This is a genomic window from Bradyrhizobium sp. 62B (assembly GCF_030272265.2).
GTDB lineage: Bacteria > Pseudomonadota > Alphaproteobacteria > Rhizobiales > Xanthobacteraceae > Bradyrhizobium.
Window position 1 is genome coordinate 5,612,943 of record NZ_CP092841.2, and the last position, 16,967, is coordinate 5,629,909.

General features: G+C 62.3%; 17 protein-coding genes and 1 pseudogene. 6 read left to right on the forward strand and 12 right to left on the reverse strand.

The annotated features are described in order from the left end of the window. Positions 1–24 precede the first annotated feature (24 nt). Positions 25–972, forward strand: coding sequence for a non-homologous end-joining DNA ligase (gene ligD / locus ML401_RS26970; protein WP_285812753.1), 948 nt, complete (start codon positions 25–27; stop codon positions 970–972). Between the two features lie 28 nt (positions 973–1,000). Here the strand turns inward: ligD and ML401_RS26975 are convergent, their stop codons facing one another. Further along, positions 1,001–1,825 carry a ribonuclease HII gene (locus ML401_RS26975; protein ID WP_285807538.1) on the reverse strand — a complete coding sequence of 275 codons (825 nt, stop codon included), beginning with the start codon at positions 1,823–1,825 and terminating at the stop codon, positions 1,001–1,003. Between the two features lie 233 nt (positions 1,826–2,058). Between ML401_RS26975 and ML401_RS26980 the strand changes: the two genes are divergently transcribed. Both ML401_RS26980 and ML401_RS26985 read left to right on the forward strand, forming a co-directional pair. Continuing rightward, positions 2,059–3,162 (forward strand): DNA topoisomerase IB, encoded by a 1,104-nt coding sequence (locus ML401_RS26980; RefSeq protein WP_285807539.1) that lies wholly within the window; start codon positions 2,059–2,061, stop codon positions 3,160–3,162. Between the two features lie 891 nt (positions 3,163–4,053). Continuing rightward, positions 4,054–4,497 carry a sensor histidine kinase gene (locus ML401_RS26985; RefSeq protein ID WP_259217156.1) on the forward strand — a complete coding sequence of 148 codons (444 nt, stop codon included), beginning with the start codon at positions 4,054–4,056 and terminating at the stop codon, positions 4,495–4,497. Positions 4,498–4,560: 63 nt separating this feature from the next. Here ML401_RS26985 and ML401_RS26990 read toward each other — a convergent pair whose 3' ends face one another. From ML401_RS26990 to ML401_RS27010, 5 genes and pseudogenes are all read right to left on the reverse strand, one after another. Continuing rightward, the gene (locus ML401_RS26990; protein ID WP_285807540.1) at positions 4,561–5,070 is read right to left on the reverse strand and encodes a PRC-barrel domain-containing protein; all 510 of its coding nucleotides are present in this window, start codon (positions 5,068–5,070) and stop codon (positions 4,561–4,563) included. Positions 5,071–5,203: 133 nt separating this feature from the next. Further along, positions 5,204–6,234 (reverse strand): annotated as a pseudogene (locus ML401_RS26995) (glycosyltransferase family 4 protein). Positions 6,235–6,366: 132 nt separating this feature from the next. Beyond that, positions 6,367–6,576 carry a hypothetical protein gene (locus ML401_RS27000; protein WP_285807541.1) on the reverse strand — a complete coding sequence of 70 codons (210 nt, stop codon included), beginning with the start codon at positions 6,574–6,576 and terminating at the stop codon, positions 6,367–6,369. 102 nt (positions 6,577–6,678) lie between these two features. After that, on the reverse strand, positions 6,679–7,086 hold the full coding sequence (locus tag ML401_RS27005; protein ID WP_038949327.1) for a hypothetical protein: 408 nt from the start codon (positions 7,084–7,086) through the stop codon (positions 6,679–6,681). 11 nt (positions 7,087–7,097) lie between these two features. After that, on the reverse strand, positions 7,098–7,298 hold the full coding sequence (locus tag ML401_RS27010) for a hypothetical protein (RefSeq protein ID WP_038949328.1): 201 nt from the start codon (positions 7,296–7,298) through the stop codon (positions 7,098–7,100). A 274-nt stretch (positions 7,299–7,572) separates the two neighbouring features. On the opposite strand from ML401_RS27010, the gene ML401_RS27015 reads away from it, so the two are divergent. Beyond that, entirely contained in the window at positions 7,573–7,992 is a 420-nt protein-coding gene (locus tag ML401_RS27015) for a hypothetical protein (protein ID WP_285807543.1), read from the forward strand. Positions 7,993–8,070: 78 nt separating this feature from the next. Here ML401_RS27015 and ML401_RS27020 read toward each other — a convergent pair whose 3' ends face one another. The 3 genes from ML401_RS27020 to ML401_RS27030 form a co-directional block, all read right to left on the reverse strand. Beyond that, positions 8,071–8,481 (reverse strand): hypothetical protein, encoded by a 411-nt coding sequence (locus ML401_RS27020; RefSeq protein ID WP_285807544.1) that lies wholly within the window; start codon positions 8,479–8,481, stop codon positions 8,071–8,073. 84 nt (positions 8,482–8,565) lie between these two features. Next, positions 8,566–8,904 carry a DUF1236 domain-containing protein gene (locus ML401_RS27025; protein ID WP_038949331.1) on the reverse strand — a complete coding sequence of 113 codons (339 nt, stop codon included), beginning with the start codon at positions 8,902–8,904 and terminating at the stop codon, positions 8,566–8,568. Positions 8,905–9,037: 133 nt separating this feature from the next. Then, complete coding sequence (locus ML401_RS27030; protein WP_249131347.1) at positions 9,038–10,417, reverse strand: carbohydrate porin; 1,380 nt, start codon at positions 10,415–10,417, stop codon at positions 9,038–9,040. Between the two features lie 166 nt (positions 10,418–10,583). On the opposite strand from ML401_RS27030, the gene ML401_RS27035 reads away from it, so the two are divergent. Further along, entirely contained in the window at positions 10,584–11,882 is a 1,299-nt protein-coding gene (locus tag ML401_RS27035; protein WP_038949333.1) for an Nramp family divalent metal transporter, read from the forward strand. 272 nt (positions 11,883–12,154) lie between these two features. Here the strand turns inward: ML401_RS27035 and mdoH are convergent, their stop codons facing one another. The 3 genes from mdoH to ML401_RS27050 all read right to left on the reverse strand — a co-directional run bounded on the left by mdoH (position 12,155) and on the right by ML401_RS27050 (position 16,320). Further along, positions 12,155–14,275 (reverse strand): glucans biosynthesis glucosyltransferase MdoH, encoded by a 2,121-nt coding sequence (gene mdoH / locus ML401_RS27040; protein ID WP_285807545.1) that lies wholly within the window; start codon positions 14,273–14,275, stop codon positions 12,155–12,157. Next, entirely contained in the window at positions 14,263–15,774 is a 1,512-nt protein-coding gene (locus tag ML401_RS27045; protein ID WP_285807546.1) for a glucan biosynthesis protein G, read from the reverse strand. Before ML401_RS27045 ends, mdoH begins: the two co-directional genes overlap by 13 nt. Before the next feature lie 210 nt (positions 15,775–15,984). Continuing rightward, positions 15,985–16,320, reverse strand: a complete 336-nt coding sequence (locus tag ML401_RS27050; RefSeq protein WP_370155529.1) for a CsbD family protein — start codon at positions 16,318–16,320, stop codon at positions 15,985–15,987. A 102-nt stretch (positions 16,321–16,422) separates the two neighbouring features. On the opposite strand from ML401_RS27050, the gene ML401_RS27055 reads away from it, so the two are divergent. Then, positions 16,423–16,752, forward strand: coding sequence for a hypothetical protein (locus tag ML401_RS27055; protein ID WP_285807547.1), 330 nt, complete (start codon positions 16,423–16,425; stop codon positions 16,750–16,752). Positions 16,753–16,967: the final 215 nt, after the last annotated feature.

Below are 16,967 nucleotides of genomic sequence, written 5' to 3' on the forward strand. Positions count from 1 at the left end.
CCTTTGTGGTCCCGTCGTCTCGCCATGGCTCGAAAATCGACTCTGCCTCATCGCCTGCAACCCATGCTGGCCACGCTGACCGATTCACCGTTCGACAATCCTAATTGGGTCTTCGAGGACAAATTCGACGGTTTCCGCATGGTCGCGGAAATCCGGGGTGGTCGGGTTGCGCTCTACAGCCGCAACGGGAAAATCATCAGCCACTCCTATGTGGAAATCGCGAAAGCACTTGAGGGCGTGAAGGCCGACTCCGTCATCGACGGCGAGCTCGTCGCGATCGGCAAAGACGGCGTCTCCCATTTCCAATTGCTTCAGAACGCCCTGCGCCATGAGGCGAAGCTCTTGTACTGCGCGTTCGACCTCATGTTCGCCGACGGCGAAGACCTGCGTGCGCTGCCTCTCCTCGAGCGCAAGAAGCGGCTCAAGGCCATCATGCCGCGCCACAAGCTGATCGCATTCAGCAACCACCGCAAAGGCAGCGGAACGAAGTTCTTCGCAGAAGCCGAGCGGAGACATCTCGAGGGCATCATGGCCAAGCGCGCCGACAGCCCGTACGCGTCCGGACGCCGGACCGCCGACTGGCTGAAGGTGAAAACCGCGCAGCGGCAGGAGGTCGTGATCGCCGGCTTCACGGCGCCGAGGCGGACCCGGCCTTTCTTCGGCGCCCTAGTGCTGGCAGTGTGTGAAGGCGATGGGTGGCGGTACATCGGCCACGTCGGCACCGGCTTCAGCCACCAGGTTCTCGAAGAGCTTCACAGCAAGTTCATAAGGCTCAAGACAGCCAAGTCGCCCTTTCCTGCCAAGGTGAAGGACGAGGGGGTCACCACCTGGGTGCGGCCTTCGTTGGTTGCGGAAGTGAAATTCGCCGAGTGGACCAGTAAGGGCGAGCTGCGCCAGCCGGTCTATCTCGGCCTGCGGTCCGACAAGAAGGCCAAGGACGTCGTTCGCGAGAAGAGTTGGTCGCGAAAATAATGCCCCCGTGAAGAGACGTCCGCCCCGATCAGCCGGCTTCGCGCTCGGCTGCTGAAGGCCACGGTGGCAGGGGCGGCAACCCAAGAGCCTTGCGTACAGGTCCAAACGATCGTCTGTGAGCTGCGCATGCACCGAGCCTGGCGAGAGCTTCGTAATGAGCTGGTACCGGGTAGCCCTTGTGGTCCGCGAAGCCGTAGCCGGGGTGACGCGCGTCGAGGGTCCGCATGACGGTGTCGCGCTCTACTTTCGCAAGGATGGAGGCGGCGGCGATGCTGGCGGACTTGGCGTCGCCCTTAATGATGGCTTGCTGGGGGAGGTCGATTTCCTTCAATCGCTTCGCGTCGATCAGAAGGTGTTGCGGCATCAACCCCAGCCCACGAATTGCACGCTGCATGGCCTGGATGCCCGCCCAGTAGATATTGATCGTGTCGATCTCCTCTACCTCCACGAACGCCACACACCAACTCTCAGCCTTTTCCTTGATCTCCTTTGCGAGTTCCTCGCGTGCCGCGGCGTCGAGCTTCTTCGAGTCATCGATCCCGACGATCCGCGTGCCGGGTTTCAGGATCACGGCGCCGGCGGAGACTGGACCGGCGAGAGGGCTCATTCCGGCCTCGTCCACGCCCGCTACGGCATGAACGCCGCTCTCCCAGAGAGAGGTTTCGAAACTGAGGATCTTGCGCAGGCGCTGCCCTTCGGACCTGTTTTCGAATCGCCGTTTGTCGATCGAAGCCAGGATGGCGCGGGCTCCCGCGCGGGTGTCGGCCCGCAAGATCTGCTCGACACTGACCTCGAGCGGTCTTTTCTCGACGACATAGCGCTGACGCAGCACATCGAGGGAATATCGGGGCATGGAAGCCTTCGTGGAGACTGACTGTGGAGCAGCGTGTCGGTGAACTTTGTGGCGATTGTCTGAAAGCCAAGCTACGCCGCCGAACGGCTCGCAGCGCCATGTCCAAAAGGAACCGGCCCGGCCTTCACCTGAAATGGATGCATCCAACGATCTCAGAACGGAACCAACCGGTGTTTTCATCCCTTTAGGAGGGGTGGAGCCTCGATTCCTGGGTGCTTCCGAGGGACAGGCCCATGCTCCGAGAGACCGGCAACGAAGATCAGGTTCTGGACCGCACTGCCGAAGTGGCGGCCACCATCGCGGAAGAAGGGCTCCGGTACGTCAGTGATTCCGCGCCCGGCTACACGCGCAAGCGGACCGGTACGACCTTCAGCTACTACGATAAGGATGGAAAGCGCATCACCGATGCCGCCGTCATCCGGCGCATCAAGTCGATCGGCATTCCGCCGGCCTACGAATCCGTGTGGATCTGTCCCTCGGCGAACGGCCACATTCAGGCGACCGGGATCGATGCTCGAGGCCGAAAGCAGTACCGCTACCACGCGAAATGGCGCGAGCTGCGCGACCAGAACAAGTACGAACACATCGTCCAGTTCGCTGCCGCGCTGCCCGCGCTGCGGGATCGTGTCGCGGCCGACATGAAGCTGGAAGGGCTACCTCGCGAGAAGGTTCTGGCAACGATCGTCAGCCTTCTGGAAAAGACTTTGATCCGGGTCGGCAACGCCGAGTATGCCGAGAAGAACAAATCCTACGGGCTCACCACGATGCGACGAAAGCACGTTGCGGTGGGCCGCGGCATCCTTCGATTCGACTTCACGGGCAAGTCGGGCAAACAGTGGAAACTTCGCGTCGAGGACAAACGGATAACCGCCATCGTGAAGCGCTGCGCGGAGATCCCGGGACATGAGCTCTTCAAGTACCTCGACGACGACGGACAGCCGCGCACCGTCGATTCCGGCGACGTCAACGCCTACATCAAAGACATTACAGGCGAGGACTTCAGCGCAAAGGATTTCCGCACCTGGGCGGGGACGGTTCTGGCGGCGTTGGCGCTGACCGAGTTCAAGAAGTACGACAGCCACGCCGAGGCGAAGCGCAACATCGTCGCCGCGATCGAGAGCGTCTCAAAGCAGCTCGGCAACACGCCCGCCATCTGCCGCAAGTGCTACGTGCACCCGGAAGTCCTGAACGCTTACATGTCGGGTGAGCTCGTCAAGATGATCGAAGTCAAAATCGCGCAGAAGTTCAAGCGACAGTACACCAAGCTCACGCCGGACGAGATCATGGTTCTGGCGTTTCTGCGCAAGCGTCTCGATTCTTTGAAGGCCCCCGACTAGTCCCGCGATCAGTTTTTGGACGACCTGCGCCCCTCAGCGATGGTGCTGAGCTGGCCTTAAACGGCACGTGCTCTCGTCGGCGGAAACGAGAGGCCCTCCGTTCAAATCGGGGTGCTTGGCTTGATTAGGCCCGGGGGACAGGTGGTGGCTGGTGACGGTGCGCCCAGGATGGCCATGCTAAGGTGCCAACTCAGGGGCTTGGCCGCATGGTCGTCTGAAGGGTTCGCTCGCTGATTTGGAGCCGCCGACCTGCATGCGCTGCAGTATTTCGATGAGATGGTTCATGTCCAAGCTGGTGCGCCAGGATCCGGTGGATATCATAGTGCACCGGTTCGCGTGTCCGGACTGCGAAGGCATCCACGAAGTCGAGTCCGAGTTTGAACCGGTCCGCCTTCTCCCCGACCGGCCGGCGCAGGCGCGCCCAGCGGCGGGAGCCGCTGGAGGATGACCGAGCAAGAGGTCTAGCGAAGCGAGAGTTCCGGAACATCGAGCGATCAGGGCACGTTGCTGTCGAATGGAAGCCTTTCTGGACCGCCTCCTGACGACCAAGTCCGACTTTCCGATCTGGGTACGCTACACCTTGACGCTCGGTCTGGTGGGCATCGCCTTCTTCGCCCGAGTGATGCTGGACGATCACCTTCGCTCCTATCCCGTTCTGCTGTTCATTCCGGCCATCTTCCTGTCATCCGTCCTGTTCGACCGGGGATCGGGTATCCTGGCGACTGCGGCCGGAGCCATTCTCGCCGCTATCTACCTCATCCCGGGGCCGCCATCGTCCGCGGCGATCCCGCTCGTCCTTCTGGTCCTGACGGGCATCTGCATCGCCGCCGTCACCGAAATCCTCCGACACACCCTGCAGAAGCTCTCCGAAGCGAAGGATACGCGGAAGTTTTGCTGCAGGAACTCGCGCACAGAACGCGGAACGACCTCGCGACCATCATCTCGATCCTCAGGCTGCAGGCCCGTTCCGAAAGCGATCCCGCCGTGCAGATGGCCATCGCCTCCGCGGTGAGCCGGGTCGACGTGGTCGCGAAGGTACACGACCGCTTGCGCGATACGGCCGACAGCAGCCTCATCGCACTGGCGCCGTACATCCAATCTCTATGCGGGAGCCTGGCCGACTTCCATCGTGGCGTCCGCACGATCTCTATCAGTGTCCGCTGCGAGAATATCGAGGTGCGGAGCTCGCAGGCAGCGCCGATCGGGCTGATCGTGAACGAACTGGTGACGAACTGCTTCAAGTACGCATTCCCCGAGGGGCGCCTCGGCGCCGTGGAAGTGGACGTGCGCCCGTCCGGCTCCCCGGACGGGCCGTTTTCTGTTTGGCCGGCGTGATCTAAAGCGCAAAGAAAAGGGGCCTCCGATGGAGGCCCCTCAATCCGAGAACGCTTGGTCCCGTCAGTTGTAGTCTGAATACTTGAACTGCGGGAGCGCTTTCAGCTGCTCCTTGTTGCCGCTCATGACGGCGTGGTCCGGCACCCAATCGTTCGTGCTGCGGTTCGTCGTGGTCGTCGAAGCAGCGCCGGTGGTAGTCTCGCGCGTAGTGGTCGTGTTGCTCGTCGAGCTCGTCCGGACCGGCTCTTCGACGAACTTGAGCTTGTCCATCGAGACCGCGATGTCATGCTCGCCCATTCCGAGGAAGCCGCCGATACCAATGACCACAGCATTGATCTTGCCGCTCTTGTCGACCAGCAGTTCGTTGATGTCGCCGAGCTTTTCGTTGGCCTCGTTGTAGACGTTCAGGCCCATGAGCTTCGAAGCGCGCCAATTGTCCTTCACCATCATCTTGTCGGCGGGGTGTGCGGTAGCCGCCGGCGCGGCGCGGTCGGCCGGCTGAGCGGATTGCGCGAACGCGGCGCCCCCAACCACGGCGGTGCTCAGCAAAGCGACAGCAAGAAAGCTTTTCATGGAATTTCTCCTCCAGCGTGAGTGCAGCACCCGTTCGGATGCCCGCCCCAACGCCCATCACTGCCGGTTGTTCCCGGATCGGAACGGAGGTCACGCCCCCGCGCTTTCGACCCTTCGCGCGATGAGACGCTTCTCAGGCGTGGCGCGCTCCCCGAGCGACCAGTCCCTGATAGCTCTCTTCGTACTGCCTGGCCATACGACTGGCGACGAAACGCTCCTCGAAGCGGGCGCGGATCCTGCTGCGGTCCAGCCGGCCCGCTTCCTTGACCGCTGTGATCGCCTGCTCCCGATGAAGCCGGTGACGCCGTCTTCGATGACTTCCGGCACGGATCCTGAACGGTAGGCGATCACGGGCGTGCCGCATGCCATCGCCTCGATCATGACGAGACCGAACGGCTCAGGCCAATCGATAGGAAACAGGAGAGCTGCGGCGCCGGCGAGGAACGGCTGCTTGCGGACGTCGTCCACTTCGCCGACGAGTTTGATCGCCTGGCCGTCGATCTCCGGCTCCAGCTTCTTCTTGAAGTAGGCCGTCTCCGCTCGAGGTATCTTGGCTGCGATCCGGAGCGGCATCCGGACGGCGCGAGCGATGCGTATCGCAGCTTCCGGCCCCTTCTCCGCCGTCAGCCGCCCGAGGAAAGCCAGGTACGCACCGCCTTCGTAGGAGGGACGAAACAGGTCCTTGGGCAACCCGTGCGGAATGGTCGCGATCCAATTCGCGTCGGGAAGGGGACGCCGCTGGTTGTCCGAGATCGAGACGAAGGGAGCCTTTGGGAAAGTCCCGATCACGTCGGGCAAGCCGGGAAGGTCGAGCCGACCGTGCATGGTCGTCAGAAATGGCACTCCCGTGCGGCTTAGGACCGGCAGAGGCAACCAATCCACATGAGAATGAATGACGTCGAAGTCGCGCGCGCTCTCGCCGATGCCCTCGATCAAGAGCGCGCAGGCGGCGTTCGGATCGACGCCTTTCCGCCCCAGGCGCAGCGCGCGCGGCCATACGGGGTGGAGCTTGGCTTTTGTGCTGGAATCTCCGCTCGCGAACAGGGTGACGTCGTGACCGAGATCGATCAGTTCGTCCACCAGCCAGGCGATCACCCGTTCGGTGCCGCCGTGCAGCTTCGGAGGAACGCTCTCGGCCAAAGGGGCAAGCTGGGCGATCCGCATCGAGCTAGGCCCCGAATGCGCTGCGCAAGCCAACCACAAGGACTGCGGAAATGAGAAAGGAAATCGCGAGCAGCGTCCAACTGGGCCGTGTGCTTCCGTTGGCAACGCGCGCGACAAGTATTTTCATGCACGTCAACATTCGTCTTTGGGGAGCCGGTGTAGGTAGGCTATTCCGAAGGTCGCGAGGTCTTCGGTGTCGCTCTGTCGCTCTTCCCATCTCCGATGCAGGTAGCGCTCCATAAGGCAGCGTCGGCCATCATGAGCGTCGACGTCGGGGTGCCGTGCCCGATACGCCGTCCAGGCGGTCTCCGTGGCATTTTTCAAGACGACTTCGTCGACCATCTGCATGCTCCCGGCGACCGATCCGATCGCTGGCAACTCGTCAGGGTCAGCAAAAGTTTCTAGTTTTTCCCGGTTACCCTCGCGAACCGGACAAGCGCGCATTCAGCAAGCTTTTGCGCGGGCCCGCTCACGTGCCGCACGACGGCGCTGCAGCCGCTGGCTTCGGCCAGAGCGCCTGGCGGCGAGAGGTGGGGACGCCGCTGGACTTGAAGCCGGCGGATCAACGGCGGGCGCCGGGCTCTCTGTCCTCGGCTCGGCAGGCTTGGCTTCCATGAGCTCGAGCACGGATCGGCCCTTCTCCGTTATTCGCCATCCGCCATTCAGACGCTCGACCAGTCCTTGCGAGAAGATGTCGAGCTCCGGCACGCGAGCGGCCAAGCGCTTGGTGCGGTCCGCCCAGTCACGCCCGCTCGTCGCCAGGATCGCCATGTCGCGTTTGAGGTCCGCCATGACGGCGAATCCATCGGGATAGCTCACCAGGATCTTGAGCACGGTGACCTGGAAGTTCACCCCGCCTTCTCCTATCGTCCCGTCGTCGGCGCGTCGTGGAGTGCCTCGCGTCCGACCTGCTTCAGCCTCTCGGGCGAGGTGTCGCCGTCGGTGGCCGCTTCCAGCATTCTCGAGGCAACATGGGTGCGTGCCGCGGTTTCGTGGCGCGAGACGTCCTCGCAGACCTCGTCGAAGACGGCGCGCAAGAGCGCGGTCGTGGCCGGATCGAACATGGGAACCCCCAACGCGAGAAGAGTTAGTCTACTCGGAAACGCTGTACGGTGAACTCAACAAAGTTAACGCGGTCACATCAAGCGAAAGGCCGTCGAGAGCTTCCGCGACGCAACATGAAGAGAACCCAACCGGGACTTGCTGTTGTGGTCCAAGCTCGATCCTCTCGAGCGAAGCTGCCCAGGCGCCGATGTCGGCTCGCCGCCGGGCGAGCGAAACCATTGCCAATTTTTCCCGTTGTCGGTGGGGCGGACGAACAACTTGAAAGGATGCTCAATGAAGAAGATTGCAATGTCGGCGCTGATGGTCGGCGCCCTTGGTCTCGCCTCGGTAGCCACCACGGCCCCTGCCGAAGCTCACTGGCGAGGCGGCTGGGGCCCGGGCATCGCTGGCGGCCTCGTCGCGGGTGCCGTGATCGGCGGCCTCGCCTCTTCGGCATATGGGTGGGGACCTGGTTATGGCTACTACGGGAGCCCTGGCTACTATGGGGCCGGCTACTATGGCGGTCCCTACGCCTACGACTACGGATACGACGAGCCCTATCGCTGGGGCGGCGGCTACACCACGACCTACTACACTGCGCCGGTGTCCTACGGTCATCGCTATCGCCGCGTCGTTCGCCCTGCCTACGCCTACTATCGTGGGTCCTATCCGGTCGTTCGTCATCACTGGCATCGGCACCACCGCCACTGGTGAGTGCGGGCGCACGTGAAAGCGACGAAGGCCGCACCCCGAGGGAGCGGCCTTTTTCCTTAACCCCAGTCACGCTTCCGCTCACCACCATCTGCCGGCAAACGGATCGGTCCGCTCGAAGGCGAGACGCTTGTCTGATGTTCGCTTCTGCAGCTTTGCCGATCGCTTCGGATGTGTGAGGACCGCCGCAGCGCGGGCCGGCGCTTCCTTTCGGGTCTCGCCGGAGGGTGCTGCGGGCACGGCGGCCATGGCTTCTCGCAGCGGCTCTTCCGGGACCGGGTCGGCCTGCGCGAGAATCGGCGCTTCGGCCCGCTGGCTGGTGTCGAAGACAATCTTCTCCGGGATGCTCCTCGCCGATTTTATGCGGATGATAGTCCTGTCGGGGTCGGCCAGGGCGGCGGCTTCGACCGATGCGGGCAGGTACCGATCCGCAGCGAAAAGCAGCGCCAGCAAGAACCCGCCGACGAAGACGAAATAGCGCAGAATCGGCATGTACGGCCGCTCGCAAATGAAATCAGGGGATCGGCCGGGCCGGATGGGTGGCGGGCCGCTGCGATCAGCGACCCGCCGGGAAACTCAGTCGATCTCCTGGACGACCGTGCGGGTCGACGGATCGACCAGCATGACGCGCTCGCCCGAGTAGACATAGCGGTACTTGGTAAGCGAAGGACCCCAGTCGGCAGGCACCGCCTCGAGTTCGACTTCACGCGGCACAGGCTGGCCGACCACGATCTTCTGCTGCACCGGACGAACCTTATGCTCGGTAACGTAGGTGCGGATCTTGGTGCGGTATTCCGGCTCGATCTGCACGGCGGCCGCATGACCAGTGCCGGTGGTGGTGACGACGGTCGACTGCGCCATCGCGCTCGTCGAGATCAGCGCCGCCAGCGCGGTCGTCAATAGAAGCTTGTTCATGTTGTTCTCCTCGCCGCCATATGCGGCATCCGAGAACCCGGGAATGATGGCAAGGTTCCGGGAAAACGGCAGGATGATTGCTTATTTTTCCCGAAATGATGGCGCGAGCCGTGCGGATAGAGCCATGGTGAAATCAGAACTTGATGACCGACCGCAATCCGACAACGGTCGCATTCTTGAGATGCCTCCCGGCCGATGTCCCGAGGGGATCCGTGGCGCCTCCACCGGGACGGCGGATGAACTGGACATTCGGCTGAATCGTCAGACCGGCTTGAACTTCGTACTGGTAGACGGCCGTCAGGAGCTCTTCTGAAGTCCGCAGCGGCCATCGCAGCCCGGAGGTCGACTGGAAGTCCCGATCAAGTGCCTGCGCGCGACGCGACACATGGGCGTAAGCAGCCGCGATGCCGAACTTGTCGTGGGGACGCGCGTCGGACAGCCCGATGAACTCGAGGCCACCGTCGGCGTAGATATCGATCAGATTGCGATCGGACGGTCCATAGGACCCGCGAGCGAATACGCCGATGCCGCGATCGTCGTCGCGGCCGACGCGAAAGAGCTTCTGTTCGAACACGGCGTAGAGGCCGTAGTCGCCTGCGATGCCGGCAGGCGTTCCCGAACTCGCTGGATCCGCCAGCGAAAGGCCTGTCGTATCGAAGCGCAGATCCGTGAAGCTGCCGAAATGGCGCCAGCCGCCAAGCTTGAGCTTGCCGTCGAGGCCGGGATCACCCTTCTTCGCGTTCCATTGCAATTGCGCTTCGTAGAGAACGAGAGGCGGATCATTCACGCGGAAATTGACGCCGTAGCGATTGCGTAGCTGCGGGTCGTTGAAGCCCGGGCCAGCCGCATTGCCGTCGAATACGGCGCCCAGCACCGAGAGATTGTCGCTCAAGTCGGCACGCAGGCGTGCTCCCATGGCGGCAAGCGGCGGCGAAGGACCGCCGCTCGGGAGATTGAGCGACAGACCGGCCGGCCAACCGAGAGAGGCGTTCGTGAAGACGTCGGTGTACTTCGACGTCATGAATTCCGTATCGGCGGCAAGCTGTCCCGCCCTGAGCGCGATCTTCTCGCCCCATTTCTTTTCGAACCAGGCCTCATAGAGACGGGTCGTCGGCAGCGCTTCGATTCCGCTGACATCCATGAAATTGAACAACGAACCTCGGGACAGTCCGCCGCCGTCGATCTGAAAGACGTTCGCGTGGAAGGTGACCTGCTTAAGCCCGACCAGCTTCTCGAGGTCGGCATCAAAAGCGAAGTTAATGCGATCCTCGTACACGGCACTCTGTTTTGCGCCTCCGGACGGGTTGCCCAGAACTTCGCCGATGTAAGTGACCGCAAACTTGACGCCCTGTCTCTCGAAGGGATTGGGCAGCAATCCCAGCGTCGTCTCCTGCACGGTACTTTCGCCGGTATCAGGATCGGCGGGCTTGAGGTCGTCGGTCTTCTTGTCCTCTTGAGCGAGTGCGACGCCACAAAGCAGTGATGCCCCAAGCAAAATCAACAGACGACGCATGTGACCCATCCAACCATGACAGCATGATGCAGGTTTTGGACGTGGTTACAACTTTGCAGTCCATGCCGACTTGGTCTGGTGGTCAAAAATGCACACGCCGAACCAATAGGCCTGCACGGACGTTATGAGTTCCGGAATCGGATCCAATGCAGCGAGGAGCGACTAAGTGGCGAGGAGGAAAACGCGCAAGAAGCCGGTCGAGAATAAAGATCAGGACAGCTTCTTGCAGCGCCTGGGGCCCGGCCTCATCACGGGCGCTTCCGACGACGATCCATCCGGTATCGGCACCTACAGCCAGGCTGGCGCTCAGCTAGGATTCGGCATTGGCTGGACCATGCTGATCACCTATCCGCTGATGGCCGCGATCCAGGAGATCTCGGGTCGTATCGGACGCGTCACCGGGCACGGCATCGCCGGAAATGTCTGCCGAAATTTCCCCGCGCCCGTTATCTGGTCCATGATCGTGCTGCTCTTCGTCGCCAACACGATCAACGTCGCCGCCGACCTTGGGGCGATGGGCGATGCGCTCAAGCTTCTGATCGGCGGACCTGGCACCCTTTACGTCGTAGTCTTCGGCGCGGTGTCCGTCATAGCGCAGATTTTCTTCAAGTATGAGCGTTATGTGGCGATCCTGAAATGGCTGACGCTCGTTTTGCTCGCTTATGTCATCGCCCTATTCCTCGCAAAGGTGCCTTGGGGCGAGGCGCTGAAAGGACTCCTAATTCCGAAAATCGAATTTAATGGGCCCTTTCTGACGACTTTAGTCGCGATCCTCGGCACGACGATTTCGCCCTATCTGTTCATCTGGCAGTCCTCCCAGGAAGCCGAGGAGCAGCGGATCGATCCCGACAAGAAGCCGCTCAAGCGCGAGCCCGAGAAGGAGGACGAGGAGGTCAAAAGAATTCGGATCGATACGCTCGTCGGCATGGCAGTGTCGAACGTCATTGCGATCGCGATCATCATGACGACGGCGGCAACGTTGCACGCGTCCGGAAAGACCGACATCGAATCGTCGGCCCAAGCGGCAGAAGCCCTGAGGCCCGTCGCGGGGGCAATGGCCGAGTTGATCTTTGCGCTCGGCATCATCGGAACGGGCCTGCTTGCGATTCCGGTGCTCGCCGGCTCGACAGCATACGCTATCGGAGAAGGTCGCAAGTGGCCGGTCGGCCTGTCGCGAAAGCCGAAGGAGGCGGTTGCGTTCTATGGTGTACTCGCACTATCGGTCGCGCTTGGCGTCGGGCTCAACTTCACGGCGCTTGACCCGATCAAGGCGCTCTATTGGAGTGCCGTCATTAACGGCATACTGGCTGCGCCGATCATGACCGTCATGATGCTGCTGGTCCGGCGGAAATCAGTGATGGGCGATCTCATGGTTTCGGGACCAGTCTATTGGCTGGGCTGGGTCGCGACCGCGGCTATGTTCATGTGCATCATGGGCATGGCTTGCTCGATGGTGTGGTCGTAATCCCGCACGGAGACGACCGCATCGTGCTTCCGGCGTCAGAAAGGGCTGCCAGGCCGTCTTGCGCCCCGGTCAAAGGTCCTGCCGACCTCAGCGAAGGCTGCTGCTGGACTTGTCCCTTCGGGGCTGCATTGGACTGCCTTTTCTACATCCTGTAACCCGAGAACCTTGGGATCGCCGTCGGTCCTTCAGGCGTGAAGAGCATCAGGTCAGGCGATGACCGAAGCCTTCGACGCAGCGCTTTGCCATACCAGCCGGCGCGCAGACGCTCGCCGTCATTGCTTCTGCAAAATGGTGGAGAGCGCCGTGCCGTCGTTCAAGATCGAGAAAATCTCTCGCGAGGACAGATGCGCGGCGGCCTCCTGAAAAGTATCGCTGGCATCGACCTTGGCGCGCCCGACCACCAGGTTCGCGTCGACCGTGTCAGGCCGGACGGCGCGAGGAGGCGCCAGCTGAGCGACGTGAAAGGCCAGCAACTCGGAGTCTTCGCGCAGCGCCACAAGAGCGGGTTTAATGCTGACATCCGCCGCCGCGCTCAATTCGTTGGCCCGGCGCAAGACCGACGGCGGCTCCCGGTCTTCAGGGGTGGCAAACAGTTCGCCGGAAGCGGGATTGGCCGTCAGCGCACCGATGGGCACGGCGAACAGCAGCCCGACGATCACCGGCGACATCCAGAGCAGAAGCGGCAGCGAAACGGCGTAAGCGCTCGCCGCCATCGCAACGCCGCACAGGGTCGGGACGCCGTATTTCCGATACAGCTCCCGGCGCTCCACCGTACCGTCGTCGCGCCTTTGCGTCTGCCAGCCGGCATCGCGGCCAGCCAGAATCTCGATGACCGCGATAGACTGAAAGATCATCATCACAGGCGCCATCAACGCGGAGACCACTATCTCCGCCAAAACTCCGGCCAAGGTCCGCAAAGCCCCGCCGAATTGGCGTCGCTCCGCGCGCCGTAGCCAGACAAGGACAAGGCTGAGCAGCTTCGGCAGCAGCAGCAGTCCCATCGTGGCGACGAACACCCAGATGGCCAGCACGGGATCCTGGGCCGGCCAGGTCGGAAACAGCGAGAAGCCCTTCGGAAAATACTCCGGACGCACAAAGCGAGCCTGCAGTGAGATTAGCATCCCCAGCAAGAGGAACAGCAGCCAAAGGGGCGCCGTCAGATAGGCTCCGATCCCCACCATGAAATGCAGGCGCGATACCCAGTGGAGACCGCGAGCGGGCACCACTGCGAGATGCTGAAGGTTGCCCTGGCACCACCGCCGATCGCGCGCCGCGAAATCGAGCAGTGAAGGCGGCACCTCTTCGTAGCTTCCCCCGAGCATCGGCAGCATGTAGATGCCCCACCCGGCCCGCCGCATCAGCGCGGCCTCGACGAAGTCGTGGCTGAGGATGTGCCCGCCGAACGGCTTGGGCCCCCGAAGCTGCGGCAGCGCCGCAGCTTCCGCGAACGCCTTCACGCGGATGATCGCGTTGTGGCCCCAGTAGTTGCCTTCCGAGCCGTGCCACCAGGCGGCGCCGGCCGCGATCATCGGTCCGTACAGGCGGCCCGCGAATTGCTGGACGCGGCTGAACAGACTTCGCGCATTGACGACCATTGGGAGCGTTTGGACGAGCCCGGCGGTTGGATTGGTTTCGATGGAATGGACTAATTGGACGATGGTCTGCCCGCTCATGAGACTGTCGGCGTCGAGCACGATCATGAAGTCGTACACGGCGCCGAATCGCGTGATCCATTCGGAGATGTTGCCGGCTTTCCGGGCCGTGTTCTCGGCCCGATGACGATAGTACAGGCGTGGCACGCCGACAGCCTGTCGCAGCGCGAGAAGCGCCTTTTCCTCGGCGACCCAGATGTCCGGATCGGTGCTGTCGCTCAGGACGTACCAGTCGAACAACTCCCCGTGCGAGGTCGCCTCCAAGGATTCGATGATCGCACGAAGTCGTGCCGTCAGTCGGTGCGGGTCTTCGTTGTAAGTGGGAAGCAGCATGGCGGTGCGGCTTGCGATCGCAGGCAGTTCCGCGTCCGGCGGGAAGGCGCCCGGGCGATGGGCGAGCAACAGGAAGAAGCCCGCCAGCGCGGAGGCGAATGAAAAGGCGACCCAGGCGAGCAGGATCAGAAAGAGCGCCAGCACCATGGCTTCGAGGACGGTGACGCCGCCGACCTCCAGCACGCGATACATCTCATAACCGCCCGCCCCCGTGAGCGCCGCTGTCGCGAGCAGAATGACGCCGCGTCGCCAGGCCATCGCGGGGCCTACCGCCGCAGGAACGCGGTCGAGGACCCGGCCTTTCCCGAGGTCGCCAGGAGCCATCGAAAGCGGGGACTCGCCAGGCAACAGCCGCTGCGTCGTGATGTCGCCGGCGACCGGGCGGGGCGCCGTGTTCAGGGTGCCCATCGGTAGACCCAGACTTCCGACAAGGGCTTGTCGCCCTCGGTCAGAAACGCCCGCAGCTCGATCGGCTCTCCCTTCACCTGGCACTGGAAGCTCAGCCGCCAGCCGCCGGTGTAGGGATTGGGCTGCGTGACGATGTTCTTCACCTCGGACTTCTCCGCCGTGACCACGCCTTTGACACCCGCCGGATCGATGCCCTTGAGGTTATCGCCGAGCAGATCGAGCACGAACAGGCGTGCGTTCTCGCCCCGCGCCCCTATCCCGCTTCGCGTAAAGCGGGCCAGCGAATGCGGCTTCGGACTATCCGGCCCCCAATGCAGCCGATAGGTGTAGTTGTGTTCGCCCTTGGCCTGCAGCGGGTTCTTCGGCCGCCAGAACGCAGCGATGTTGTCGTGGACCTCCTCTTTGGTCGGGATCTCGAACAGCGTGACGCCGCCCTCGCCCCAATCCCCGATCGGCTCCATCCAGAGACTGGGGCGCTTTTCGAAGCTGGACTCGATGTCCTGGTAGGCGAAGAAGTTCCTCTCCCGCTGCATCAGGCCGAAGCCGCGCGGATTGAGATCCTGAAAGGTGCTGATCTGGAGGTCACGGGGATTGCTGAGCGGCCGCCACAGGCTTTCGCCCTTGCCGTTGAAGATCGCGAGCCCGTCGGAATCGTGAACGGAGGGACGGAAATCATCGATGTCGTTGCGGTCGTTCGGACCGTAGAAAAACATGCTGGTCATGGGCGCGAGCCCGGCGCGCGGCATCTCGACGCGCGGGTAGACCGACATTTCGACGTCGAAGACCGTCGTGTCCCCCGGACGCACGGTAAATCGATAGCTCGCGGCGCAGCTTTTGCTGTCGAGCAGGGCATGGATCACCAACGAGGTCGCGCCCGGCGCCGGCCGCTCCAGCCAGAACGTCTTGAAGAGCGGAAATTCCTCGCCCTTGGCTTCGCCGGTATCGATCGAAAGGCCGCGGGCGGAAAGCCCGTAAGTCTGCCCTTTGGCGACGGCGCGGAAGTAGCTCGCGCCCAGGAAGACGCAGACCTCGTCGTAGTAGTCAGGGCGGTTCATCGGCGCGTGGATGCGGAAGCCGGCGAAGCCGAGATCTGTCTCCTCAAACGCCGGCACCTTCTCGCCGAAGGAAAAGTCTTCCTTGCGGTATTTGATCTCGCTGGCCTTTCCGTCCGCGACTTCGAAGATGTTCACGCGGTTCTTGTAGAAGAAGCCGCGATGGAAGAAGTGCGCTTGGAAAGGAAGATTCTTGCCGCGCCAGAGCGCGCGATCGGGCAGGAAGCGGATTGAACGGTACTGATCGTAGTCTAGGTCCTTCAAGCCGCCCGGCAGCTTTTCGTCGGGCGCTTCGTACGGCTTGCTCGCCAACGCACGGGCGAGGTCTCTCACAGAGGAAGGGCTGAACGCGCCCTCCGGCGGTCCAGCTGCGGCGAAGCCGCTCCGCGCAGCGAGCAGCACCGCCGGCAGCAACGCCGACCCTCGAACAAGCTGGCGTCGGTTCACGGGCTCTCCTACTCGCTACTGCTGTCGCGGCAGGCAACGGCCGCCGAGCCTGCGAGTTCCACCGCCCCGCCATCACTGGCAAAGTGTCTGCCACGACAAGATGGAGTTTTGGCATTGCGGGCGGCGCTGCCTCCAACCTGCAGTCCCGCAAAAAGTGAGAAAGTAAAGAGCCGCGCTGCGGCGGCTAGTTTCAGATCTTGCTTCTTGTGTCTATTTCTTGAGTGCGTCAGCTGCGTCTCTTGCGGCGTCCTTGACGTCTCCCGCAGCGTTGTGGGCGGCTCCTTTGGCCTTATCCATCTTGCCTTCGGCTTGCAGGTCCTTGTCTCCTGTGAGCTTGCCAGCCCCCTCCTTGATCGCGCCTTTCGCCTTGTCAGCGGCGCCCTTCACATGTTCACGGTCCATGATCTTTCCCTTCTCGTCCATGGAGCGAGCACAACGAAACCGACGCGTGGTCGTTCCTGCGCGACGCGAAGCGATTGGCAGCATGACTTGGCTGTAGCGGTGGACAAAGGACGGAGATTGCTTCTTTCCTGCCAGATCCTGCACGGAAAGTGTCAGCCATGCAGTCGCAAGTTTTGATCAATTTTGGCGGAAATCTTCTGGAATGCGCACGTTGACGAAGCGGCGGGGCCTAGATGGAGAATAGCCATGCGATACTTGTCTGCGGCATTGCTTCTCGCACTTCCAATCATGCCGATAGCTACTAAAGCCCAGCAAACAGGGCCGACGTTGCAATCCGGAGCAGCTCAAAACGTGCAGACCGAAGCTGATAAGGGTATCAAAACCCGTAATTCCGGCGAATCGGGCTATGTCGGCAACCAGGACCGGCCCGGCGCGGCTTCTCATGCGCCGGGGGAGACAACCAACACAGTCGGGACGACAACAGGTAGCAGTGCGTCTGGCAATCAATCACACATCAATAGCTCGCAGGCGGACTACGACGCCTCTTTGAAGGACGGCTCTGCGGCGAAGAAATAGCGTCGAGGTCGCCTAAGAAAGGACCGGCTGCGATCAGACTGAAGCCCGCCAGAACACTAGGGGGCTTCTTTTTTGCGCGAGGCCTTTGGCTGTTTAGGAGATGCGGGCGTTTGCATGAACATGAAGGCCCGCTTGGCGCGGATATGCCCGCTGCGGAGCTCAGAGTGGGCATGTGAGAAGATCGCTGCAGCAAATCTGCGGCTTCCTAAGTTACC